Annotated in this window: 15 protein-coding genes and 1 tRNA gene; 6 read left to right on the forward strand and 10 right to left on the reverse strand. The window is 50.0% G+C overall.

The window, feature by feature from the left end; all coding sequences use genetic code 11:
• The first annotated feature begins 94 nt into the window (after window positions 1-94).
• The 4 genes from BOC67_RS24520 (at window position 95) to BOC67_RS24535 (ending at window position 4,792) form a co-directional block, all read left to right on the forward strand.
• Entirely contained in the window at window positions 95-556 is a 462-nt protein-coding gene (locus BOC67_RS24520) for a helix-turn-helix domain-containing protein (protein WP_291914753.1), read from the forward strand.
• Window positions 557-1,138: a PIN domain-containing protein gene (locus BOC67_RS24525; RefSeq protein WP_291914755.1), complete on the forward strand. Its 582-nt coding sequence runs from the start codon at window positions 557-559 to the stop codon at window positions 1,136-1,138.
• A 235-nt stretch (window positions 1,139-1,373) separates the two neighbouring features.
• A tRNA-Glu gene (locus BOC67_RS24530) sits at window positions 1,374-1,445 on the forward strand.
• 158 nt (window positions 1,446-1,603) lie between these two features.
• On the forward strand, window positions 1,604-4,792 hold the full coding sequence (locus BOC67_RS24535) for a sensor histidine kinase (protein ID WP_291914757.1): 3,189 nt from the start codon (window positions 1,604-1,606) through the stop codon (window positions 4,790-4,792).
• 30 nt (window positions 4,793-4,822) lie between these two features.
• Here the strand turns inward: BOC67_RS24535 and BOC67_RS24540 are convergent, their stop codons facing one another.
• The 5 genes from BOC67_RS24540 to BOC67_RS24560 are packed head-to-tail and all read right to left on the reverse strand — an operon-like array spanning window position 4,823 to window position 10,561.
• A complete protein-coding gene (locus BOC67_RS24540; protein ID WP_291914759.1) occupies window positions 4,823-6,226 on the reverse strand; it encodes an MBL fold metallo-hydrolase in 1,404 nt (467 codons plus the stop codon).
• A 26-nt stretch (window positions 6,227-6,252) separates the two neighbouring features.
• Entirely contained in the window at window positions 6,253-6,723 is a 471-nt protein-coding gene (locus BOC67_RS24545) for a DUF4442 domain-containing protein (protein ID WP_291914761.1), read from the reverse strand.
• Between the two features lie 45 nt (window positions 6,724-6,768).
• On the reverse strand, window positions 6,769-7,272 hold the full coding sequence (locus tag BOC67_RS24550) for a thioredoxin family protein (protein ID WP_291914763.1): 504 nt from the start codon (window positions 7,270-7,272) through the stop codon (window positions 6,769-6,771).
• A 24-nt stretch (window positions 7,273-7,296) separates the two neighbouring features.
• Complete coding sequence (gene ppk1, locus BOC67_RS24555; protein ID WP_291914765.1) at window positions 7,297-9,273, reverse strand: polyphosphate kinase 1; 1,977 nt, start codon at window positions 9,271-9,273, stop codon at window positions 7,297-7,299.
• 7 nt (window positions 9,274-9,280) lie between these two features.
• A complete protein-coding gene (locus BOC67_RS24560; protein WP_291914767.1) occupies window positions 9,281-10,561 on the reverse strand; it encodes a Pycsar system effector family protein in 1,281 nt (426 codons plus the stop codon).
• 71 nt (window positions 10,562-10,632) lie between these two features.
• On the opposite strand from BOC67_RS24560, the gene BOC67_RS24565 reads away from it, so the two are divergent.
• Window positions 10,633-11,484, forward strand: coding sequence for a hypothetical protein (locus BOC67_RS24565; RefSeq protein ID WP_291914769.1), 852 nt, complete (start codon window positions 10,633-10,635; stop codon window positions 11,482-11,484).
• Window positions 11,481-15,128 carry a BamA/TamA family outer membrane protein gene (locus tag BOC67_RS24570; protein WP_291914771.1) on the forward strand — a complete coding sequence of 1,216 codons (3,648 nt, stop codon included), beginning with the start codon at window positions 11,481-11,483 and terminating at the stop codon, window positions 15,126-15,128. The genes BOC67_RS24565 and BOC67_RS24570 overlap by 4 nt, the downstream gene beginning before the upstream one ends.
• Here the strand turns inward: BOC67_RS24570 and BOC67_RS24575 are convergent.
• The 5 genes from BOC67_RS24575 to BOC67_RS24595 form a co-directional block, all read right to left on the reverse strand.
• Window positions 15,111-17,453: a GAF domain-containing protein gene (locus BOC67_RS24575; RefSeq protein ID WP_291914773.1), complete on the reverse strand. Its 2,343-nt coding sequence runs from the start codon at window positions 17,451-17,453 to the stop codon at window positions 15,111-15,113. The genes BOC67_RS24570 and BOC67_RS24575 overlap by 18 nt on opposite strands.
• A gap of 197 nt (window positions 17,454-17,650) precedes the next feature.
• Window positions 17,651-18,874, reverse strand: coding sequence for a diaminopimelate decarboxylase (gene lysA / locus BOC67_RS24580; RefSeq protein WP_291914774.1), 1,224 nt, complete (start codon window positions 18,872-18,874; stop codon window positions 17,651-17,653).
• 101 nt (window positions 18,875-18,975) lie between these two features.
• The gene (locus BOC67_RS24585; protein WP_291914775.1) at window positions 18,976-19,371 is read right to left on the reverse strand and encodes an RNA-binding S4 domain-containing protein; all 396 of its coding nucleotides are present in this window, start codon (window positions 19,369-19,371) and stop codon (window positions 18,976-18,978) included.
• Between the two features lie 73 nt (window positions 19,372-19,444).
• Window positions 19,445-20,815 carry a dipeptidase gene (locus tag BOC67_RS24590; protein ID WP_291914777.1) on the reverse strand — a complete coding sequence of 457 codons (1,371 nt, stop codon included), beginning with the start codon at window positions 20,813-20,815 and terminating at the stop codon, window positions 19,445-19,447.
• Between the two features lie 67 nt (window positions 20,816-20,882).
• Window positions 20,883-21,347: a response regulator gene (locus BOC67_RS24595; protein ID WP_291914779.1), complete on the reverse strand. Its 465-nt coding sequence runs from the start codon at window positions 21,345-21,347 to the stop codon at window positions 20,883-20,885.
• Window positions 21,348-21,414: the final 67 nt, after the last annotated feature.

Below are 21,414 nucleotides of genomic sequence, written 5' to 3' on the forward strand. Positions count from 1 at the left end.
CTGTAAAAAAAAGTTGTTTCGTTTGTTTTGTTTGTTTCGTTTATTTCGTTTGTGAGGGGAATTGCGTAACTTTAAGGAAACAAAATCCATGGCAATGGAAACACTTCTTGAGAAAACAAACAAACGGGATCAGAAAATAGTGAAGGCGCTGGAGCCGAAGATGGCAGAGCTGTTGGGCCGGATAGCGGGTTCCAGGTCGGACGTGGTAACCATGTATTTTGCCGGGCATGGAGAGCAGCTGGAAGTGCCCAAATCAGCAGTATTGTTATTTTTCTCCATACTAGAGAAAATGGGTTCCAACAGTTCCTTTGCGATACTGTTTTCCGGGAATGACGAGGAAATTAGTACGCAGCAGGCAGCGGAAATATTGGGTGTATCAAGGCCCTTTCTGGTGCAGCTATTGGAAAAAGGGGAGATTCCTTTTCATAAAGTAGGCACTCATCGGAGAGTAAAAATGGAAGATCTTATTAAGTATGAAAAGAAGCTTAAGAAAACCAGGAAGGAGAGTTTGGATTATCTGGCGGAGCAGGCACAAAAATTTAAAATGGGGTATTAGATGATGGCTGAAAAGAGATTAGTGGTTCTCTTAGATGCTAATGTTTTGTATCCAGCCCCAATCAGAGATTTGCTGTTACGTTTGTCTGAAGTAGGTGTACTCATACCTAAATGGACAGCGAGGATACAGCAGGAATGGACGGAAAGCTTGTTACGAAATAGACCAGATCTGAATAGAAACCTGTTAACCCGTATTTGTCATGAAATGGATAAGGCATTTCCTGATGCCCATGTAAATGGATTTGAGGAGCTGATACCCATGATCGTATTGCCGGACGCAGATGACCGTCATGTGCTGGCTGCAGCGGTTCATTGCGAAGCAGACCTGATTATTACCAATAATAAAAAAGATTTCCCTGCAAAGATCACTGACGATTTCAGCATCGGCGTTGTGACCCCTGATGAGCTGGTGGTGGCATTGCTCCGCATTAGTTTCTCTGCCGTTTTGGAGGCGCTCAGAGCCCAGGTTGGCGGATTAAAAAATCCGCCAATGACAATACCTGATGTCTTGAATGTATTGGAGAAATGTGGTTTAAAACGAGGCGTTGGCGTGTTGCGCGCGTATTTAACCAATATTATTTAGCCTGCTTGCAGTAAGCCTGACGCCTCCCTGGCCTGCCATTCCGGCGAAGTCAAGCCTAAATTTTCACCCCTCAAAAAAGAATCTTTAAAACTTGCTGGTTAATTCAAATTAATTCCGATATTTGCACCCCGGTTCATTGATAGCAAGACAAGTCACCAAAAGAATTTCATAAAATTCTAAAAATAAATTTGGTAGATATAAAGGTTTTCCTATCTTTGCAATCCCAAACGAAAACGCCGCGTTGGTCAAGGGGTTAAGACGCCTCCCTTTCACGGAGGAATCACGGGTTCGATTCCCGTACGTGGTACAAGAAAAAGCTGCAGTAATGCAGCTTTTTTTATTTCCTTCCCAACCGGAAATATCCTACTTTTATTACCTGGCATCAACCGACAGTAACCGAATAAAAAACTTTTCATTTTATCTCTAACCACCTGTTAAACGTGCCTGAAGCACGCCATACTCCAAATGAACCGGCTGTTCGCTGCATTTCCATATTTCTACAAAGCAGTGATATTTACGCTCCTGCTAGTGCCGTTGCTGTACATGCACAGTACCGCACAAAGCCCGTTTTCTCATAAATTCACCCACCTCGATATTACCAACGGCCTCGCCAGCAACCACGTTTCCGCTATCCTGCAGGATAGAAAAGGATTCGTCTGGATCGCCAGCACCGCACTGCAACGCTACGACGGTACCAACCTTATCACCGTCGCCAGCTTCGACCGCGTCCCCGGGTCTATCTATTACGATGATATCTGCCTCTGCGAAGACCGCTCCGGCCGCATCTGGATGGGGACGCCGGATAATATTCGTGTGTACGACCCCGTTACCAGCAAAGTAAAAACCATCAAAATCCCGGAACATACCAACACCGCAGATGGCCTTTCCTGTAGTAATGTGATGGAAGATCATAACGGCGTCATCTGGGCATCTACCACGGACGGACTCCTGTACTATGATGAAAAAAGCAACGCCTTTAAAAAAGCTATCAACATCCCCGAGCCTTTCCGCAAACAAATCAAAGATGCCATCGTGGAAGATGCAGAAGGTAATATCTGGTTCAGCGGGGAGCGGCAGGCGTTTATCCTCAGTGCCGACAGGAGCCGGCTTTACCATAAGGACTTTAATCCCCTTCACATCGCCGCGCTGAACATCAATAATTCATTCAAGAAAATATACATTGACCAGCAACGCCAGGTTTGGCTCGCCGGCCGCGGCGGATACGCGTACAGGTACGACCCCCGCAGCCGGCAGCTGGATACCTTCCAGTTCAGAACGCCGCCAGATCAGGTAACGCCCGCCTACCAGCGGGATGCTATTTTCGATATCCGCGGCGATGCCGCTGGCGACGTGTGGCTGGCCACAGAAAAAGGAGGCATCTTCCGCTATAGCAGGGCAAAACGTAAAGTGGACCTGAATATTTCAGGGAATAACAACGACCCGCAGGGACTGCATTACGACTACGAAGCTAATTGCATTATGAGCGACCGGGAAGGCCATTTGTGGATCGGTACCGATCATGGCGTGAATATCCTCAGCCTTTACAGCGAATCCTTTAAAACGCTCGACCAGCGCACTCCCTTTCTCCCCCAAAATCAAAAACTCCCCCAGGCGGAAGTAACGGGTATCTTCCAGGGTGCTAACGGGAACGTATATATTGGCTATTGGGGCAAAGGCTTTGCCTGCCTCTCGCCGGACCTGGCCACCCTCCAGACTTATTCTTACCGCAAAAACGATCCTTTGCATGCCATCCCAGAGGAGCGCAGCCTGGTATGGAGCTTCGCCGAACTGAAAGACGGGACCATACTCGTAGGCCAGGAAAACGGTAACCTCTCCCTGTTTGACCCGGTGAAAAAACAGTTTATCAAACACCTGCAAAGCGAAGCGCTGCATCAGCAAACCTTGCTGGACATCTATCCCTGCAACGATACCACCGTATTCATCGGCCTGTATAAAAAAGGACTGGCCGCCTGGAACCCGCAGACAGACCGCTTTACCTACTTCAATGCACTGCTCGACAGCCTGAAGCGTCCTGCCTCCGTGATGGACATCGTGCCGCAAACAGACGGTAAACTATGGCTCGCCACCAGTACCTCCGGCTTGCTGTTGTTTAATCCCTACACCAGGCAAATAGAGCATAAACACAGTTTTCGCTGGGATAAACGAAATATCGTAAACGTGACCTCCCTGTACAGGTATAGCGACAGCACGCTCCTCGCGGGTACGGATCACGGACTTTGGATTGTTCATACAAACAGCCGTACCTCTCTCCCCATACTCAACAGCAAACAACTGTTTGATGAATGGATACTGAGCATCGCCGGAGACCGTAACGGCAACATCTGGCTCACGACGCAATACGGCTTTTACAAACTGCAGCTGCAACAGGCCAGACTGCAGGCCTTTGTGCAGGGGGATGATATTATTGACAACGACCGCAAGGTGAGAAGGCGGATAGTGGAGCTGCAAAACGGGACGCTGCTCGTAGGCGCTTCGGATCATGTGGTGACCTTCGACCCCGCACAGTTACAGGTGGCGCCACCGCCCCCGGATGTAACCATTCTGAACATGCGCGTCATGGATAGCATGATCCAGATCGGGCAGGCGCTGCGCGACACCACGCCGATCAGGCTCAATCACCGCCAGAACTTTATCTCTATTGAATTCAAAAGCCTGCAATATCACCACGAAAAAATAAATTATTTCTACCAGCTGGAAGGCGTAGACGAAAAGTGGGTAAGCGCGGAAGGCTTGCTGGTAGCCAAATACACCAACCTTGCGCCGGGAAATTATACCTTCCTCGTAAAAGCGGCCAATGCCACCGGTACTTTCTCGGATAATGTGACGTCGCTGCAAATCCATATCCTGCCTGCATTCTGGCAAACGGACTGGTTTCGCATGCTGGCAATCATATTGATCATCGCTATCATTTACCTGTACATCCGCTTCCGCATTAACATTATCCGGCGGGAAGCCCGCCAGCGCGCCACCATCCAACAGGAGATGGCACAGCTGGAAATGAAGGCCCTCCGCTCGCAGATGAACCCGCACTTTATTTTCAACGCGCTCAACTCCATCCAGATATTCATGATGAAGAACGAAACGGAATCCGCGCTCTCTTACCTCAGCAGGTTCGCGAAGCTGATCCGCAACGTACTGGATAATTCTCAGCTCAATAACATTTCCGTCAGCCGGGAAGTGAGCATGCTGGAAAACTATATGGAGCTGGAAAAACTGCGCTTCACGGACCAGTTTGAGTATAAGATCATCGTTGATCCTAAGCTGGATGCCGATATGGTGGAAATCCCCACCATGATTGTACAGCCGTTCGTGGAAAACGCCATCTGGCACGGGTTAGTGCATAAAAAGGAAAAAGGGCGGCTCACTATTACCTTCGAAGAGGCGCCGGGCCGCATACTATGTACTATCGAGGATAATGGGGTGGGGAGAGAAAAATCGGCCGCTATTAAACAAATGCAAGGTCATTCCCACCATTCCCGGGGGCTGCAGATCACGCGCGACAGGCTCGCGATTTATAACAGCAGGTTCCAGGTACAGGCAGGCTTCGAAATCGAAGACCTGTACGACAAGGAAGGCAAGGCTGCCGGCACCCGCGTCATACTCTGGTTTCCGCAGGACTTGATGACGGAATAAAAAAAGCCGGTTGCCCGGCTTTTCGTTTTATCAGGTAAGACCAATTTCGTAATGACGGTCCGGAATTTCAATATCCAGGAAGCCCTTCTTGAATAACCATTTCTTGAAGATCTGCTGCACGTCATACTCTCCATGCACGAGGAACAGTTTCTTAATGTCCCTCGGATTCTGGCAGGCCAGCCACTGGCTCAGGTCTTCATAGTCGCCATGCGCGCTCATGGACCTGATTACGCCTACCTCCGCCCTCACTTCATAACGGGTACCATAAATAGACACCTCTTTTGCGCCCCGCATTAAACGGCCGCCGAGTGATTCCGGCTCGCAATATCCCACGATCAGGATGGTGTTTCTTTCCTCGTCAATGTTGTTGGCAATATGGTGCTTCACCCTTCCTGCCTCCGCCATGCCGGATGCGGAAATGATCACGCAGGGCTCCCTGCGGAAGTTCAGGTTTTTGGATTCATCCACCGTTTTGATATACCGCAGTCCGGGAAAATCGAAAGGATCGCTGTCTCTTTTCAACAGGTCGGATACCTGGCGGTTAAATACTTCCGGGTGCGCTTTGGTAACGGCCGTAGCCTCGGTGGAAAGCGGGCTATCCACAAAGATGTCCACCTTGGGAAGCTTGCCGGCCAGTTGCGCTTTATTGAGTGTATAAAGCAGTTCCTGGGTACGGCCTACGCTGAATGCCGGAATGATCAGCTTACCCCGTTTCTGCACGCAGGTTTCGTGGATATACCGGAGTAACTCATCGTCCGCAGGAGCGGCATCCGCGTGCAGGGTGCTGCCATAGGTGGATTCCATGAGGATGTAATCCGCCTGTGGAAATACAGCCGGCGATTTCAGGATCGCGTCGTTATACCGGCCAATATCCCCGCTGAAGCTGATCTGCTGGGTTTTGCCATACTCGGTAATACGCAGGTGAATGCAGGCCGCGCCAACGATATGGCCGGCATCAGTAAACATCACCTGTATATCCGGATCAATGGTGATCCAGTCATTGAAGTTAACCGGCTTTAAAAAGTTGATGGCGAACTTGGCATCTTCCACGGTGTAGAGCGGCTGCAGGTAAGGTGCGCCTTCCTTTGCGCGCTTTTTGTTGGAGAATTTGATATCGTCTTCCTGGATTTCCGCGGAGTCGAGCAGGAGGATCTCCGCCATGTCGCGGGTGGCATGCGTGCAGTAGATAGGCCCGCGGTACCCTTGTTTAACCAGTCTCGGAATAAGCCCTGTGTGATCGATGTGCGCATGCGACAACACCATGTAGGTAACCTCCGTAGGGTCAAATCCGAAATCTCTGTTCAGGGAGTCTGTTTCTTTTCCCATACCCTGGAACATCCCGCAATCCAACAGTATCTTCTTTCCATTCTTCAGGGTGATCAGGTGCTTGGAACCTGTTACAGTCCTTGCGGCACCATGAAATGCAATCTTCATAATTAAGGGTATTTGGTTAAACCTTGTTACCTGGCTTTAAACGACCAGGTGATATCAAACGTGGCAATTTGCATGCCTTCTTTATTCTTACCTTCAGAACGTATCGTGAGGGTAGTTGGTTCACCCGTGGCAATCGCCTTTTCAATCGCCGCTTTCATGGCAGGGATATCGGCGCAGGTAAACCAGGTAGTGCCGGTGGCCTTTTTGGTGTAGACAGCCTGCATACCGGTAACGAGCATGGATATACGTTTTTCAGCGCTGCGGGCGTACATCATGGCGGGCAAGCCGGTACTCAGTTCGCCGGCCATGGCCAGGCAGGCAAAGTAGGTGGATTTGAAAGGGTTTTGGGACAGCCATTTATAAGGCACCCGGGTCACGCAGGCCTGTTCCGAAACGGAAACCAGCCGTACGCCCGCCAGCCAGGCTGCCGGCAGCTTCATGAGCAGGAAGGCTGAAAACTTAAACGGATGCTGTGCAAATCTCATAAAAGACTGCACAGCATCCGTTTTAAAGTAAGTGATGCCATTATTCATGGTAAAACCTTATTCGTTTACATAATTGGAAGGCAGTAAAGCCGCTGGGCTCCATTGTTTGAAAAACTCGGCCACCTTCTTCGGATCGTAGGAATCGGCGGATTCCAGCAGTCCGGAGTTTTGGGTATGCAGGCGGTTGCCGTTGGCGTCCAGCACTACAAACACCGGAAAGCCGAAGCGCTGCGGATAGCCCAGTTCCTTCAGGATGGGCAGGTTTTTATTTTCCTTGCTGTAATTCAGGTGGTACACTACATAGTTGTTTTCCATGGCAGCTTTAAGCGTTGAGTCCTCCTCCACAAATTTGTAGAAGCGCTTGCACCAGATGCACCAGTTTCCCCCGATTTGCAGTAATACATGTTTTTTCTCTTTGGCAGCCTGTTTTACGGCGGCTGTAATGTCGGCCTTGGCATTGGCATCAGGATGGTAAATGTGCTGCAAATCCAGCGTTTGCGCGCTGGCGGCAGGTATCATAAATCCTACACTCAATATCAGCATCCATACGTACTTCATCATAATCAAATTTTCTATACTTGTAATTTACTGCATTTTCCCAATATACCCGGTAATGTTGGCCTGCGCATGGGTGGGATCCGCCAGTTGCAGGGCCACTATGTCTTTCAGCTGCTGCCGGATGGCCGGGTCATACACGGGCACGCATACCTCAATGCGGCGGTGCAGGTTGCGGTTCATCCAGTCGGCGGAGCCGATGTACACTTCTTCTTCCCCGTTATTGTGGAAAATGAATACCCTGGCATGTTCCAGGTACCTGTCCACAATCCGTACCACGTGTATGTTCGGGGAGGGTACCAGGCAGCAGATGCTCCTGACGATGAGGTCTATCTGAATGCCCGCATCGCTGGCCTCATATAGCTTGGCGATCATGCCTTTTTCCTGCAGGTTATTCAGCTTGATCGTGATCTTTGCCGGCTTGCCGGCTTTGGCGTTGGCGATTTCACGGTCTATCAGCTGGCTAAACCGGTTGACCATATTAAACTGGGCTACCAGCAGGTGATTGAATTGTATAAACCCGTATTCTCCCGGTTGCTCGCGGCTCTGCAGGTAGATGAAGAGCAGTTCCATTTCCCGGGTGATGCCGGTATGGGAGGTGAACAACACATGGTCCCCGTAGAAACGCGCGGTCGATTCATTGAAATTACCGGTAGCGATCAGTCCTGAATAGTCGTACTGATATCCCCGCTTACGCTTTACCAGCGCGGTTTTAGCATGTACTTTCATGCCCGGTATGCTATATACGATCTTTACGCCGGCTTCCTTCATGCGTTTGGACCAGCGGATGTTATTGGCTTCATCAAAGCGCGCTTTCAGTTCCACAAACACGGTTACCTGCTTTCCGTTTTTGGCGGCGGAAATCAGCGCCTGCGCTATCTGGGAGCTGGATGCAATGCGGTACAGCGTAACGTAAATTTCCTGTACATCCGGGTCTATGGCGGCTTCGTTGAAGAAGCGCAGCACATAATCATACCGCTGGTATGGCACGTGCACCACCAGGTCTTTTCGCTGGATCAGGTCCAGGATATGATCCGTAGCAGCGGCTTCCGGAATTGGCGCCGGCGTGTATTTAGGATAAAACGCATCCGGTATCGGCGCCGGCAGCGGGAGGTCCGCCAGGTCCTTCAGGTTGTGGTACCTGCCCCCGGCCACCATTTCCTCGGGTTTTATATCGAAGATATTGGCGAGGTATTGTTGTAGCGGCAATGGCATGGAAGCGTCGTAAAGGAAGCGGGTAGGCACGCCCAGTTCGCGTTTACGGATGAGCGTTTCCACTTCTTCCAGGATATCGCCTTTGAATTCGTCCATGTCCATTTCCGCATTGCGGGTAAGCTTAAAGCTGTAAGCGCCATTGATCGTGTATCCCGGCAGGATGTATTCCAGGTGATAACGGATAATATCATCCAGCAGCAGGATCTGGTGCAGGTCATTTTCTTTTGGCGGCTGGTAAAACCTTGGCAGTACGGAAGGTATATTCAGCACTACGTAGGTGATCAATTCTGGTTTTTCCGGGGGAGATGCTGAAACCGCGAGGTACAGGGCATTGTTTTCCGGAAAATACTTCTTTGAAGCTGCCTGCAGCCACACGGGTTGCAGATAGGCCAGCACGGTTGTCAGGAGGTATTCGCGGGTTACCGCCAGCTGTGCAGGCGTAAATGCCTCGTTATAGCAAAGGTGAATGCCTTTTTCTTTCAGCAATGGCAGTATCCCGGTAACGAGTGTACGGCCATAGGTTTCCTGCTGGCGGTTGATTTCCGTTAGCACCTGCCGGAGCGTGTCCGCGCTGACGGATTCATCGCCGCCGGCAAAAGGCTCCTGCCACAGCAGTTTGTTCACAGCCAGGATGGCGGGCATTCTCACCCTGAAAAATTCATCCAGGTTGGAAGAGTAGATGGATAAAAACTTAATGCGTTCGTATAGGGGTACCTGTGGGTCCTGCGCCATGGTAAGCACCCTGAAATTAAATGACAACCAGCTGAGATCCCGGTTAAACAAAGGAACCATGATTTACTTATGCTTTTACGGGAAAGAAGATGGCAGCCACCAGGAATGCCAATACAGAGAGTGTTAAACCAAACATGAATACGTTATAGGATATACGAAGCAGGCGGTATTTATGGCCGAGCACTACCCCGAGGTGATATACGTCTTTGGTCATGCTGCCATAGAGGAAGTCCGCATCGTTCATCATCTGTTTCATACCCCATTCGTATTCTTCCAGCGTCATTTTATGGAAGTTGCCGAAAAACAGCAGGTTAGCATCCTTGCGGGCAATATCGTCCCGGGTAAATGTACCGCTGGTCACGTTGGGGCGTGTCGCCAATACGGCAAATATGACGGTGGTAACGGAGGTGATGACGAAGAGGAGGGAAGGGATGATAAAGTTCGGGTAATCTTCCAGCCGGCGGATCAATAAGCTCAGCATGATGGAGAGGATGATGGAGTTCACGGAGATCATGATATGCGCCTTGCTGTCTGCCATGGAGCTGAGGCGGATATGATTGGTGCTCGTGATGCGGAACATGGTTTCCACGCCTCTGTCGGGCTTTTTAGCCTTTTCCTCTTTTTCTTTTTTCTTATGGTCTTTGTCCTTGTGCTTCTCACCGGCTTCCAGGAAGAGGTGAGGGGTGGCGCCATCCGGCGCGGTGGCGCTGGTGGTATTTGCGTCGGCAGCGGAACCTTCTTCAGCCAGTTTCTTGTCTAATTTTTTCTGCATTTGTCGGATGTTCTCGTCTTTCTGTTGTTTCAGTAAAGTCCTGGCATAGTCGGTCCAGTAATGATGTTCGCTAAGGAAGCGGATATTGCTCCTCAGCCATTCTATTTTGTCGATTTCTTTATGGCGTACCATTTCCACCTCGTGGCGGAGCAGTTTACTGCGCTCTGCATATTCTTTGGAACCCAGGTGGAATAAATCAGCATCACAAACAATTTGTTCAATCAAACTGTTGGGAGACTGAGGCATTTTGGTAGCAAGGATACAGCCTTTTACCATTTGCTGTAAAGGCTCCGGTGCGTTTTCCTGTCGGAGGAATTTAACTGCTTCTTCGGCTCCTGCTTCCTCATGGGCGCTGCCGTCCCCTTCCAGGTATCCTTCATCATGGAACCAGGCGGCTACGTACACGGCGGTCAATTCATCGTCCTGGAGGCGATAATGTGCGGCTATTTGAGCAGCGGCATCCACCACGCCCTGCGTATGGGTGAGATTGTGGTAAACCAGCGCTGGTTGCGGATTGTCCCTGTATTTTGCCAGTATATAATCCCTGGCTGCATCTATGAGGGCAGTATTTTGCATATGCTAAGATGATTAAATCCAATCTGAAGTTACTGTATTTTTGAGTTAAATTTAAGCTATAAAGTATCGCTATGGATGTACGAATCCTGCTATTCTTCCTATTTTTTATGCTATCCTGTAACTATTATTCGGACAGGTCGCAGAAAGTTTATTCTTCCCCCGCAGGCTACGACCTGGGGTCGCCGGTGCGCTACCGCGTGCGGGAGTCTATGCAGGAAATCTCCGGTATAGCGCTCTACCCGGACGAGCGCCGTATCCTTGCTATTAACGACGAAGAAGGGAAAATATTCGAAATAGACGTGAAAGCAACCAAAGCCTATCCTACCTGGAAGTTTGGCAAAAACGACGATTACGAGGACCTCTGTGAAACAGACAGCGGCTTTTTTGTGTTAAAAAGCAACGGAAGCCTGTTCCGCATTTTCAACCTGTTTACGGACTCTGTGTACTCCGTGCATTACAAGTTTGGAAAAAAAGGAAAAAAGGAGTTCGAAACTGCCTATTTCGACAAGAACAAAAACCGTATCATAACCATTTGTAAGAATTGTGAAGATGACAAGAAGCTGGGCGTTACCAGCGCTTACAGCTTCCGGCTGGACAATATGGCGTTTGAATCGGACCCGGTTTACCGGTTAGACGATCAGGAAATCACCCGGCTGGCCGGCAACGAGATGCGCTTTTTTAAACCCAGCGCCGCCGCCATACACCCTATTGAAAAGCGGTTGTATATCGTGGCCTCCGTGAATCAGCTGCTCGTCATTGCCGACCTGGAAGGTCATGTACAGGAAGCCTACAACCTGAGACACCGGCTGTTCCTCCAACCCGAAGGCCTGGCCTTTGCACCCAACGGGGATATGTATATCTCCAACGAGGGCGGGTACGACGGAGTGGCCAATATTCTCAAATTCACTTATAAAAAGAAATGAGAGCATTCTACGCACTAATTTTAGCCTGCCTGTTACCGGCGCTGACCTATGGCCAGTCCGGGGTGAAACAACGCATTATTCTCATCGGGGACGCCGGTGAACTCCATGAAAATGGCCGCAACCCCGTGATCGATGCCGTTCGCAGCAAATACGACCTGCAGGATAACCGCAATACGGTACTTTTCCTGGGAGATAACGTATATCCGAAAGGGTTACCGGACTCGCTGGCAAAAACCTACCCTGCCGCCCGGCAGATACTCGATTACCAGATCAACCTCGTAAAAGGCACCAATGCCCGGGGCTTTATCATTCCCGGCAATCATGACTGGGAAAAGAGTAAGCCCAATGGCTGGGCTACCATCCGCAACCAGCAGCGCTATGTGGATTCCCTCCACCTGCCCAACGTCGCCTTCTTTCCCAAGGATGGCTGCCCCGGACCGGAGGAAGTGAAAATTTCCGATGAGGTGACGCTCATTATCATGGACAGTGAATGGTGGCTTTTCCCTTACGACAAACCCGGCTCCGACGACGACTGCGAATGCAAGGAAAAAGATGAAGTGCTGGTGAAGGTATCAGAGATCGTAGCGAAAAACCGCAATAAACTGATCGTATTCGCCACCCACCATCCTTTCAGGAGCTACGGCATCCATGGCGGCTATTATACGCTCAAGCAACATATTTTCCCGTTAACGGACCTCAAACCCTGGCTCTATGTGCCCCTTCCGGTGATCGGCTCCATCTACCCGCTCACCCGCGGTGTATTCGGCACCCCGGAGGATTTGCCGCACCCTATGTATAAGGACATGGTGAAAGGCATTGAAGACGCCATGCGGCAGCACGGCCCCATCGTATTCGTTTCCGGCCACGATCATACCCTGCAGCTGATCAAAGATGCCGGCAACAGCTATGTGGTAAGCGGCAGCGGGGCGAAAAACAACCGGGTTAAACAGGGGAGTAAATCCCTGTACGCTACCTGCGAAAATGGTTTCAGCGTGCTGGAAGTACGGGACGACGGTTCTGTAACCATCCAGTACTACCTGGCGGATAACCTTTCGCAGCCGGCATTTGCCAATACCTTACTGCACTATTCCGATTTCAACCGCCTCGGTATTAAATTTACCCAGCCGGATACGCTGCCGGCGGTAGTTACCATGCCGGCGGATACCCAATACGAAGAGGTGAACAACTTCCACCGCTGGCTCCTGGGCGAAACCTACCGTAAAGTATGGGCTGCCCCGCTGAACTTCCCGGTGATGAACCTCCGCACCGCCAAGCCCGGCGGGCTCGCTATCCTGCAACGCGGCGGAGGTATGCAAACCCGCTCCCTGCGCCTGGCCGATACGGCAGGCGTCGAATATGCCATGCGCTCCCTGAAGAAATATCCGCTGGTCGCTATTCCTCCTTTGCTGCGCGAAACTATTGCCCGCGAGGTAGTACAGGACCAGATTTCAGCGGCAAACCCCTATGCGCCGCTCGCAGTGGCCGTACTTGCGGAAGCGGCCAAAGTGCCTCATACCAACCCGACCTTTGTGTACCTGCCTAAGGATACGGCCCTGGGCATCTATGTGAATGACTTTGGGAATGACGTGTATCTCTTTGAAGAGCGGGAGCCCGTGACCGGCGCAAAAGATAAAACCTATAACACCCTGAAAGTGGTGGACAAGATACAGGCGGATAACGATTACCTCGTGGATCAGAAATCCGTACTGCGGGCCAGGCTCCTGGATAATTTCATCATGGACTATGACCGTCATGACGATCAGTGGCGCTGGTTCCGGGAAAAACACAAAGGCGTGGATTACTACTATCCCGTGCCCCGCGACCGCGATCAGGCCTTCTTCGTCAATAACGGCTTCCTCTCCAAAATTGTGGCTGCGCCTTTCCTGATGCCGCAGTTCTCCGGCTTCCGGCCAAAAACGAAGAACCTGAACCGCTGGAACTTTTCTACCCGCTACTTCGACCGCTCCTTCCTCAACGAACTGGATGAAGCGGAATGGAAAAAGCAGATCGGCAAATTCCTCGAACGAATGACGGACAGCACCCTGGAAGCGGCGGTAAATGCCTTCCCGGATACGGTGAAGCACCTGGTGAGCCCTTATATGCTACCTACGCTGAAAGCCCGCAGAAGCGGCATGGAAGAGGTGATGCTCAAATATTACCGCTTCCTCTCCAAGCGGGTTTATGTACCTGCTACCGCTAAAGACGAGCTGATACAGCTGGACCGGAAAGAAGATGGCGCTGTGGCGCTCAACATCTCCAAAATATCCAAAAAAGGAGAAGTACAACATTCCATTTTTAGCAGAACCTTTGTGCCTTCCGTTACCAAAGAGCTGAATGTCTATGGTATGGGCGGCCAGGACCGCTGGGTGATTACCGGCAATAACAGCACGCCTATACGCATCCGCTTCATTGGCGGGCGTGATGCGGATAGCTATACAGATAGTTCGGCCTCCGCCGGTGGTAAACGGATACGCATTTACGACCTGAAGAGCGGAAAAGATACTTTCAACCTTCATGGGCGCCAGGCATTGAAGCTCTCCGATAACCCGGAGAACATTGCCTATGACCGCAAGTTCTTCAAATACGATAAGTTCCTGCCGATGCTGGCTGTAGGCTTCAATAAGGACGACGGTTTGCTGCTCGGCCTCGGCGCTTCCTACATGCACCAGTCCTGGCGCAAAGAGCCATTCGCTTCCCGCCATACTTTTGCAGCCACCCATGCGCTGGCAACCAAAGCCTGGAACTTCCGCTACATGGGCGAGTGGAATGATGTATTGGGGAAAACCGGGTTAATCACCCATGTAACTGCCAAGGCGCCCAATAATACCATTAACTTCTTCGGGTACGGTAACGAAACCGGGTTTGATAAATCCAAACCGGGAAAGATCAGCTATTACCGGGCGCGGTTCGAACTGTACAGCGCGGATGTACTGCTGCACACCAACTTCGGGGAAAAGCTGTCCCTCTCTTACGGTCCGGCAGTATCCTACTACCAGTTCAATAAAACAGAGAATGACGGCCGGTTTATTACGGACTTTACCAATAACCATTTGGATTCCGCCAGCATCTACCACAATAAGGGATATGCCGGCGGTAAAGTTATCGCGCAGCTGGATACGCGGAACAATAAGCTGATTGCAACAAGGGGCGTATTGTGGACCACTACCCTCAGTGGTTTTGGAGGACTGAATAATTTTAGTAATAACCTGGCTTCCCTGCAGTCGGACCTGAGCGTGTACCTGAGCTTTAACAACCCTGACCGGTTCGTGCTGGTAACCCGTTTTGGTGGGGGAAAAGTATGGGGGAATTATGAATACTTCCAGGCTTATTCCATCGGCGGGGTCAACAACCTGCGCGGCTACCGCAACTATCGTTTCGCAGGCGAGGCAGGAGTATATAACAACACCGAAGTACGTTTAAAACTCTTCGACCTTAAAACATTCCTCCTGCCTGCCGGCGTGGGCCTGCTGGCCTTTAATGATGTAGGCAGGGTATGGGCGCCGGGCGAAAAATCACAGGTTTGGCATGATGGCTTCGGCGGCGGTTTGTACATTGCGCCGGTGAATGCCCTGATTGTGACTGCCGTGATCGGCCACTCCAAAGAAGAAACCCTTCCTTATTTTACTTTAGGATTTAAGTTCTAAATCCTGCAAATTGACTTTTACACGGAGAGCTTTGAGGCCGCTAACGCCTTGAAGCTCTTCCAGGTCAAGCATCTCCATATCTGGCAACAGTACATTCTTGCTTTGCAGGAAATTGATATACTTCTTGTACTCCTCCATTTCCCGCGGGTTGGAATATACGATCGCAATCATACCAGGTTGGGTAAGCCTTTCCCCGGAATCCTTCACATGCACCTTGTCTATCCGTTTCTTGATGATTTCATAGCGGATATTGTACGCCCCTTCCACATCAAACCTGCGCTCATCGTTGCGGAAGCTGATGGTAATAGGGGAGCTGTGCATGAGGATCATCTGCGTGGTTTGCAGCGGATTCTTCAGGGTGGGCGCCATCTTATGCGTTAACCGCGCAATGGTAGCCATCGATGAAAGCTGCCAGAGGCGCAGGTTACGCAGGTATAACTGGTCAAATTTCTTCTCCTGTGCAATGGACTGGCCGATGTAGATCGTGTATTCGACACCGTCAGTACGGTATTTTTCAAAATAGCAGGGAAAAGACTGCTGGATGTATTGTCTTTCTTTTTCCAGGTACTGATTGATGGCAGTATTCACCTGCGCCAGACTCTCTTCATATTCCCGCCTGTGGTGATATACGTGGCCTTCCTTCTTGTCAATCTTCGAATAGTAGTGATCCAGTACGGGGCGCAGCTCCTCGTTGTTGCTGCAGAGGTGTTCCAGCACCGGTTGGATTTCCTGGTCAATGAATTCGTTGATCTTTACATCTTCGCCGGCAGCAAGGCTTTCGTGCAGGTTTTGCAGGATATCCCTGGTTTTGAACTGCAGTTCTTCCAGCAGGTTGAGCTTTACGGATTTGGTAACAACGGAAAGCGTTTCATCGATCAGCTGCAGTTGTTCCTGTAAATCCTCGCGGATGGCGTTGCCCTGTTCGATAGAGGAATTACGTATATCCACCGCGCCATAGAGCGGGTACACCTCATCGAAGCTGATGTTGGCGATATCCTTCCTTTCTTCTTCCGGCGTGAGCAGGTATTTCCAGGCGGCATCCACAAACTTCCATTCTACGGAAGGTTGCAGGGCAGTAAACTGTTCCTTGATCACTTCGTTAATGCGGCCTTCCAGGATGCTGATGCTGCGGTTTAGCATCAGTACCAGCAATGGGTAAATACTTTGCAGTTGCCACAGCGGCCGCTCTGAGAGGGCGTTTGGCCGGGAGGCAGCCAGCTCCAGCACGCCCAGCACCTCGTTTTTGTGCTTGATAGGGAACAGTACAAAGCTCCTGATCTTTTTAAGCGTGAGGTATTTGAGGAAGGGGTAATTGGCGACGCTATCCTCTGTAACCTCCGGAATGATCAGGGGTTGCGGGTTTTTGTACAGGAATTCCACCATCTGGGAAAAGAGGAGTTGTTCCTGTTTTTTATTGCCAATACCCAGCACCGGGTCTACCGGGGTAAACTGGTCTTCCAGTACATGCTTGTTATTCACCTTCGGAAACGGTACCATATGCGCCGTGATATCGAAGATGCCGAGGATGGCCGGCACCATTCTTTCGAGGGTACGGTAACTGTCGATTTCGTTGTGGTCATTCATATTCATGACCAGGCCCTTAATGGTATTAACCGCTTCGGACTGCGTTACGTCTTCAATGGTCCAGATGGCAAAACCCTCCAGGGCAAAATTATCCAGGGGGAGCAGGGTTTCCAGGGTGTCGATAGACATCTGCCTGGTACAAAAACTATTGTAATCCAGCTCCGGCAGTTTCCCTTTTACGCGCACATCCACAAAACGTGCATCGATATTGACTTTCACCTGTTTGCGTACGCCGTCAGGGGTGTCCAGGGTATGAATAATATCGTTCTGATAGCCGATAGGGAAATGATAATGCCTGTCGAGTATCAGTTTATACAGCCATAATTTTTTATCCCGCTTTACCCGGTTGATGCTGATCCCCTGGGGAACGGTGGCCAGCAAGTCGTCTTCCTGGGTAAACAGGCGTTTGAACATCTCCGAATAATAGAAGATGGCGAATTTGAAGGGCACGCTGATGCCGTAGATATCCTTTTTGGTATCTACCGTTACGGGGAAAATGGAGGCGATGACAAGGTCCAGGTATTCCCGGTAGGGTTCCAGGCTTACATTGTCCGGTATCGGTTTGAGCAGTTCCGGTTTTGCGTTGAATCGATCCAGTATATATTGATAAAAGCCGGTCCGGCCGTCATGTTCTCTTTCTACCTTATCCTTCAGAAAGCGTAGAAAAGGGGCAAACGAAATATGTGATTGTATTACCTTATCCTCTTCAAACAGATTCTGGTGTGCAGTTAAAACTTTCATATATATGTATATTATGAACCATATCTCTTGGTTCATGCCAGCCAATTAATAATTCATAACAGATAAACAGTGAAGGTGGTTAGTTCAGGGGGAAGGATAGTAATGAAGACGAGCGGGGAAGGGGAATATTGTACTTTCAAAGGATAGCAGGCCATTATCTTACAAATCTGTGATAACAGCCTGCTGTCTTTTTTTGCTTATGCTAGTTCGATCTGGTTTCTAAGCAGATCGTCAATGGTATCCCTTCTGCGAATGAGCTGCGCTTTACCGTCTTTCACCAGCACTTCTGCAGGTTTCAGACGGGAGTTAAAGTTTGACGACATTTCGAAGCCATAGGCGCCGGCATTATAGAATACCAGGAAATCGCCCTCTCTAACCTCATTAATTTTCCTATCCCAACCAAAAGTATCGGTTTCGCATATATTACCTACCACGGTATAGATTCTTTCCGTGCCTTTAGGATTGGAAATATTCCTGATCAGGTGGAAAGCATCATAGAACATAGGGCGGATCAGGTGGTTGAAGCCTGAGTTTACGCCTACGAATACAGTAGCGGTGGTTTGTTTGATTACGTTGGCTTTTACCACGAAGTAACCGCACTGGCTTACCAGAAACTTACCTGGCTCAAACCAGAGCTGCAGCGGGCGTTCGTGCTTAGCGCTGAATTTATTGAAAGCTTCGGTCAGTTTTTTACCGAGCAGGTCGATGTCCGTTTCAGGGTCGCCTTGCTGGTAAGCTACTTTGAAGCCACTGCCCAGGTCGATGGATTGCAGATCCGGGAAGTGTTCGGCCATTTCGAACATGATTTCCACCCCGCGGAGGAAAACGTCTACGTCTTTGATCTCGGAGCCGGTATGCATGTGCAGGCCGGTCACTTTCAATTTCGTAGATTTTACGATGCGTTCTATGTGGCGCATTTGGTGTATGGAGATGCCAAACTTACTGTCTACGTGGCCTGTGGAAATTTTAAAGTTGCCCCCAGCCATAATATGAGGGTTCAGGCGTATGCAGATAGGGTAGCTGTCCCCGAACTGGTTGCCAAACTGCTCCAGGATGGATATATTATCGATATTGATAATAACACCCAGCTGTTTTGCTGCAATAATCTCCTGCAGGTCCACACAGTTTGGTGTGAAAATGATATTCTTAGGATCGAAACCGGCTTTTAACCCCAGCTGTACCTCCTGGATGGACACGGTATCCAGCCCGCAGCCCAGGGAGTTGATGTACTTCAGGATGTTGATGTTGGTCAATGCCTTACAAGCGTAGAAGAAACGGGTGTCAGACTTCTGAAAAGCCTTCTGCAGCTTTTCGTACTGTGTTTTGATCTTTTCCGCATGGTAGATGTACACCGGGGTACCAAATTCTTCTGCTACTTTCACCAGGTAATCGGCGGTGAGCACGTCACTTTGTTTAGGCATTTTGATCCTTGGATTTATGAATTAGTTGGCAAAATTACTACGCAAATGCGAGAATTTTTAATTTTCTGTAAAGTAAGGGGTTGGGGTGGCTTTTAAGGGGTTTAATCCTCGGACCCGCCCATGAAATCGTCCAGTTCCCGGCGCTCTTTTTTGGTAGGGCGGCCGATCTTACTTTGGCGCTTACCTGTTTGGAATACGCTGGGCATGTAGCTGGCGGCCATTTTATCCTCGTCAGGGGTGTTATCCACATAGTATTTAACTGCTTCGCTATACGCTACCCTGTTGGAAATCAGGCCGGTAACTTCGATCACCCACTTGCGGGTTTCGGCCCTGATCTCGAATTTATCGCCGATGGATACGTGTTTGGCGGCTTTTACGGTGCTGCCGTTCATTTTTACCTTACCGCCATCGCATGCATCTGCGGCCTGGCTACGGGTTTTGAATACCCGGATGGCCCACAGATATTTGTCTACTCTGATTTTTTCGTTGGTACTCATAGTGTGAATTTAAACAGAATGGTCCGATCTGCCATGGGGCGGACCGGACCAACGCTAAAAAAGTCGGGAGAGGCTACTTGCTCAGTTCCGCAAAGTACTTGTGGAAGTAAGGGATGGTTTCGATCCCTTTGTAGAAGTTAGCCAGCCCATATTTCTCGTTAGGAGAGTGCAGGTTGTCGCTGTCCAGACCAAAGCCCATCAGCACGGTTTTCAGTCCGAGTACGGACTCAAACAGCGCTACGATAGGAATACTGCCGCCGCCGCGCACCGGGATCGGCTCTTTGCCGAAGGTGGCGTTGATGGCTTGCTGCGCCGCTTTGAACGCTACGGAGTCCGTTGGCGTTACATAAGGGCTGCCGCCGTGGTGTTTGGTTACTTTTACGGTGACGCTCTTAGGGGCAATTGCTTCGAAGTGTTTGGTAAACAGGTCGGATATCTCATGCCAGTCCTGGTCAGGCACCAGGCGCATACTGATTTTCGCAAAAGCTTTGGAAGGCAATACAGTTTTGGAGCCTTCGCCGGTGTAGCCGCCCCAGATGCCGTTTACTTCCAGGGTAGGACGGATACCGGTTCTTTCGATGGTGGTATATCCTTTTTCGCCCCAGACGTCGTTGATACCCAGGTCTTTTTTATACGCTTCCTCGTCAAACGGCGCCGCGTTGAGGGCAGCCCTGTCTTCCGCGGACAGCTCCTGCACTTTATCATAGAAGCCGGGGATGGTGATGTGATTGTTTTCGTCGTGCAGGCTGGCAATCATTTTCGCCAGGATGGTAGCCGGGTTGGCCACTGCGCCGCCGTACACGCCGCTGTGCAGGTCACGGTTAGGGCCAGTCACTTCCACTTCCATGTATGCCAGTCCACGGAGGCCGGTATCAATGCTCGGATCCTCCAGGCTGATCATGGAAGTATCAGAAATCAACACTACATCGGCTTTCAGCCTTTCTTTATTTTCTTTCAGGAAGATGCCAAGGTTCGCAGAGCCCACTTCTTCTTCTCCCTCAATCATAAACTTGATATTGCAGGGGATGGTGTTGGTTTTCTGCATGGTTTCAAAGGCTTTTACATGCATGTAAAACTGCCCTTTATCGTCTGCACTGCCGCGGGCATAGATGTTACCATCTTTGATTACCGGCTCAAACGGGCCACTGTGCCAGAGCTCCAGCGGGTCTGCCGGCTGCACGTCGTAGTGCCCATAAACCAATACGGTAGGGAGGGAAGGATCAATGATTTTTTCGCCATATACAATCGGATGTCCGGCGGTAGGGCATACCTCCACATTATCAGCGCCTGCTTCTACAAGGCGTTGTTTCACTTCTTCAGCACAACGCTGAACGTCTTTATTAAAGCGGGAATCAGCACTCACGGAAGGAATGCGCAACAATGCCAGCAATTCGTCCAGGAATCGGTCTTTATTCTGTGCCTGGTAATCTTTCCAAACTTGCATGATTGAGGAAGTTAAGTTTCACAAAGGGTGCAAGTTAAGGATTTTGGTTACATCGCTGAAAATCCGGTCAGGAGATTAATTTCTGCCGTACGAGGAACTCGAGCTTTTCATTTACATCCAGCAGCTTGGCTGTCAGCTCTTTATTTTCCTTACGGAGGGAGTACACTTCGTATGCTTTTTCAATGTTGTGTTTCAGCTCCTCTTCGTTCCAGGGTTTGGAGAAGTACTTGTAGACCTGCCCTTTGTTGATAGCGTCTACTACAGCGTTAATATCCGCGTAGCCGGTGAGCAGCATACGGATTGGTTCAGGGTAACGTTCCAGAATAGACTCGAAAAATTCAATTCCGGTCATTTTGGGCATGCGCTGATCGGAAATGATGATGTGAAATTCATGCTCCTGCAACAACTTCTCCGCTTCTTCGGCGGAAGTAGCCGTAAACACATTATAGAGCCGCCTGAAGGAGGCTTTGAACGCATTCAGGTTGTGAACTTCATCATCGATATAGAGTATGGTAATGTGTGGCGCACTCATTTAAGAAGACTTAGATCCAAGTTAGTAATAATAAATGAGTTAGAAACAATGAAACGTAAAAAACGAT

It is taken from the genome of Chitinophaga sp. CB10, from assembly GCA_001870995.2.
Classification (GTDB): Bacteria; Bacteroidota; Bacteroidia; order Chitinophagales; family Chitinophagaceae; genus Chitinophaga.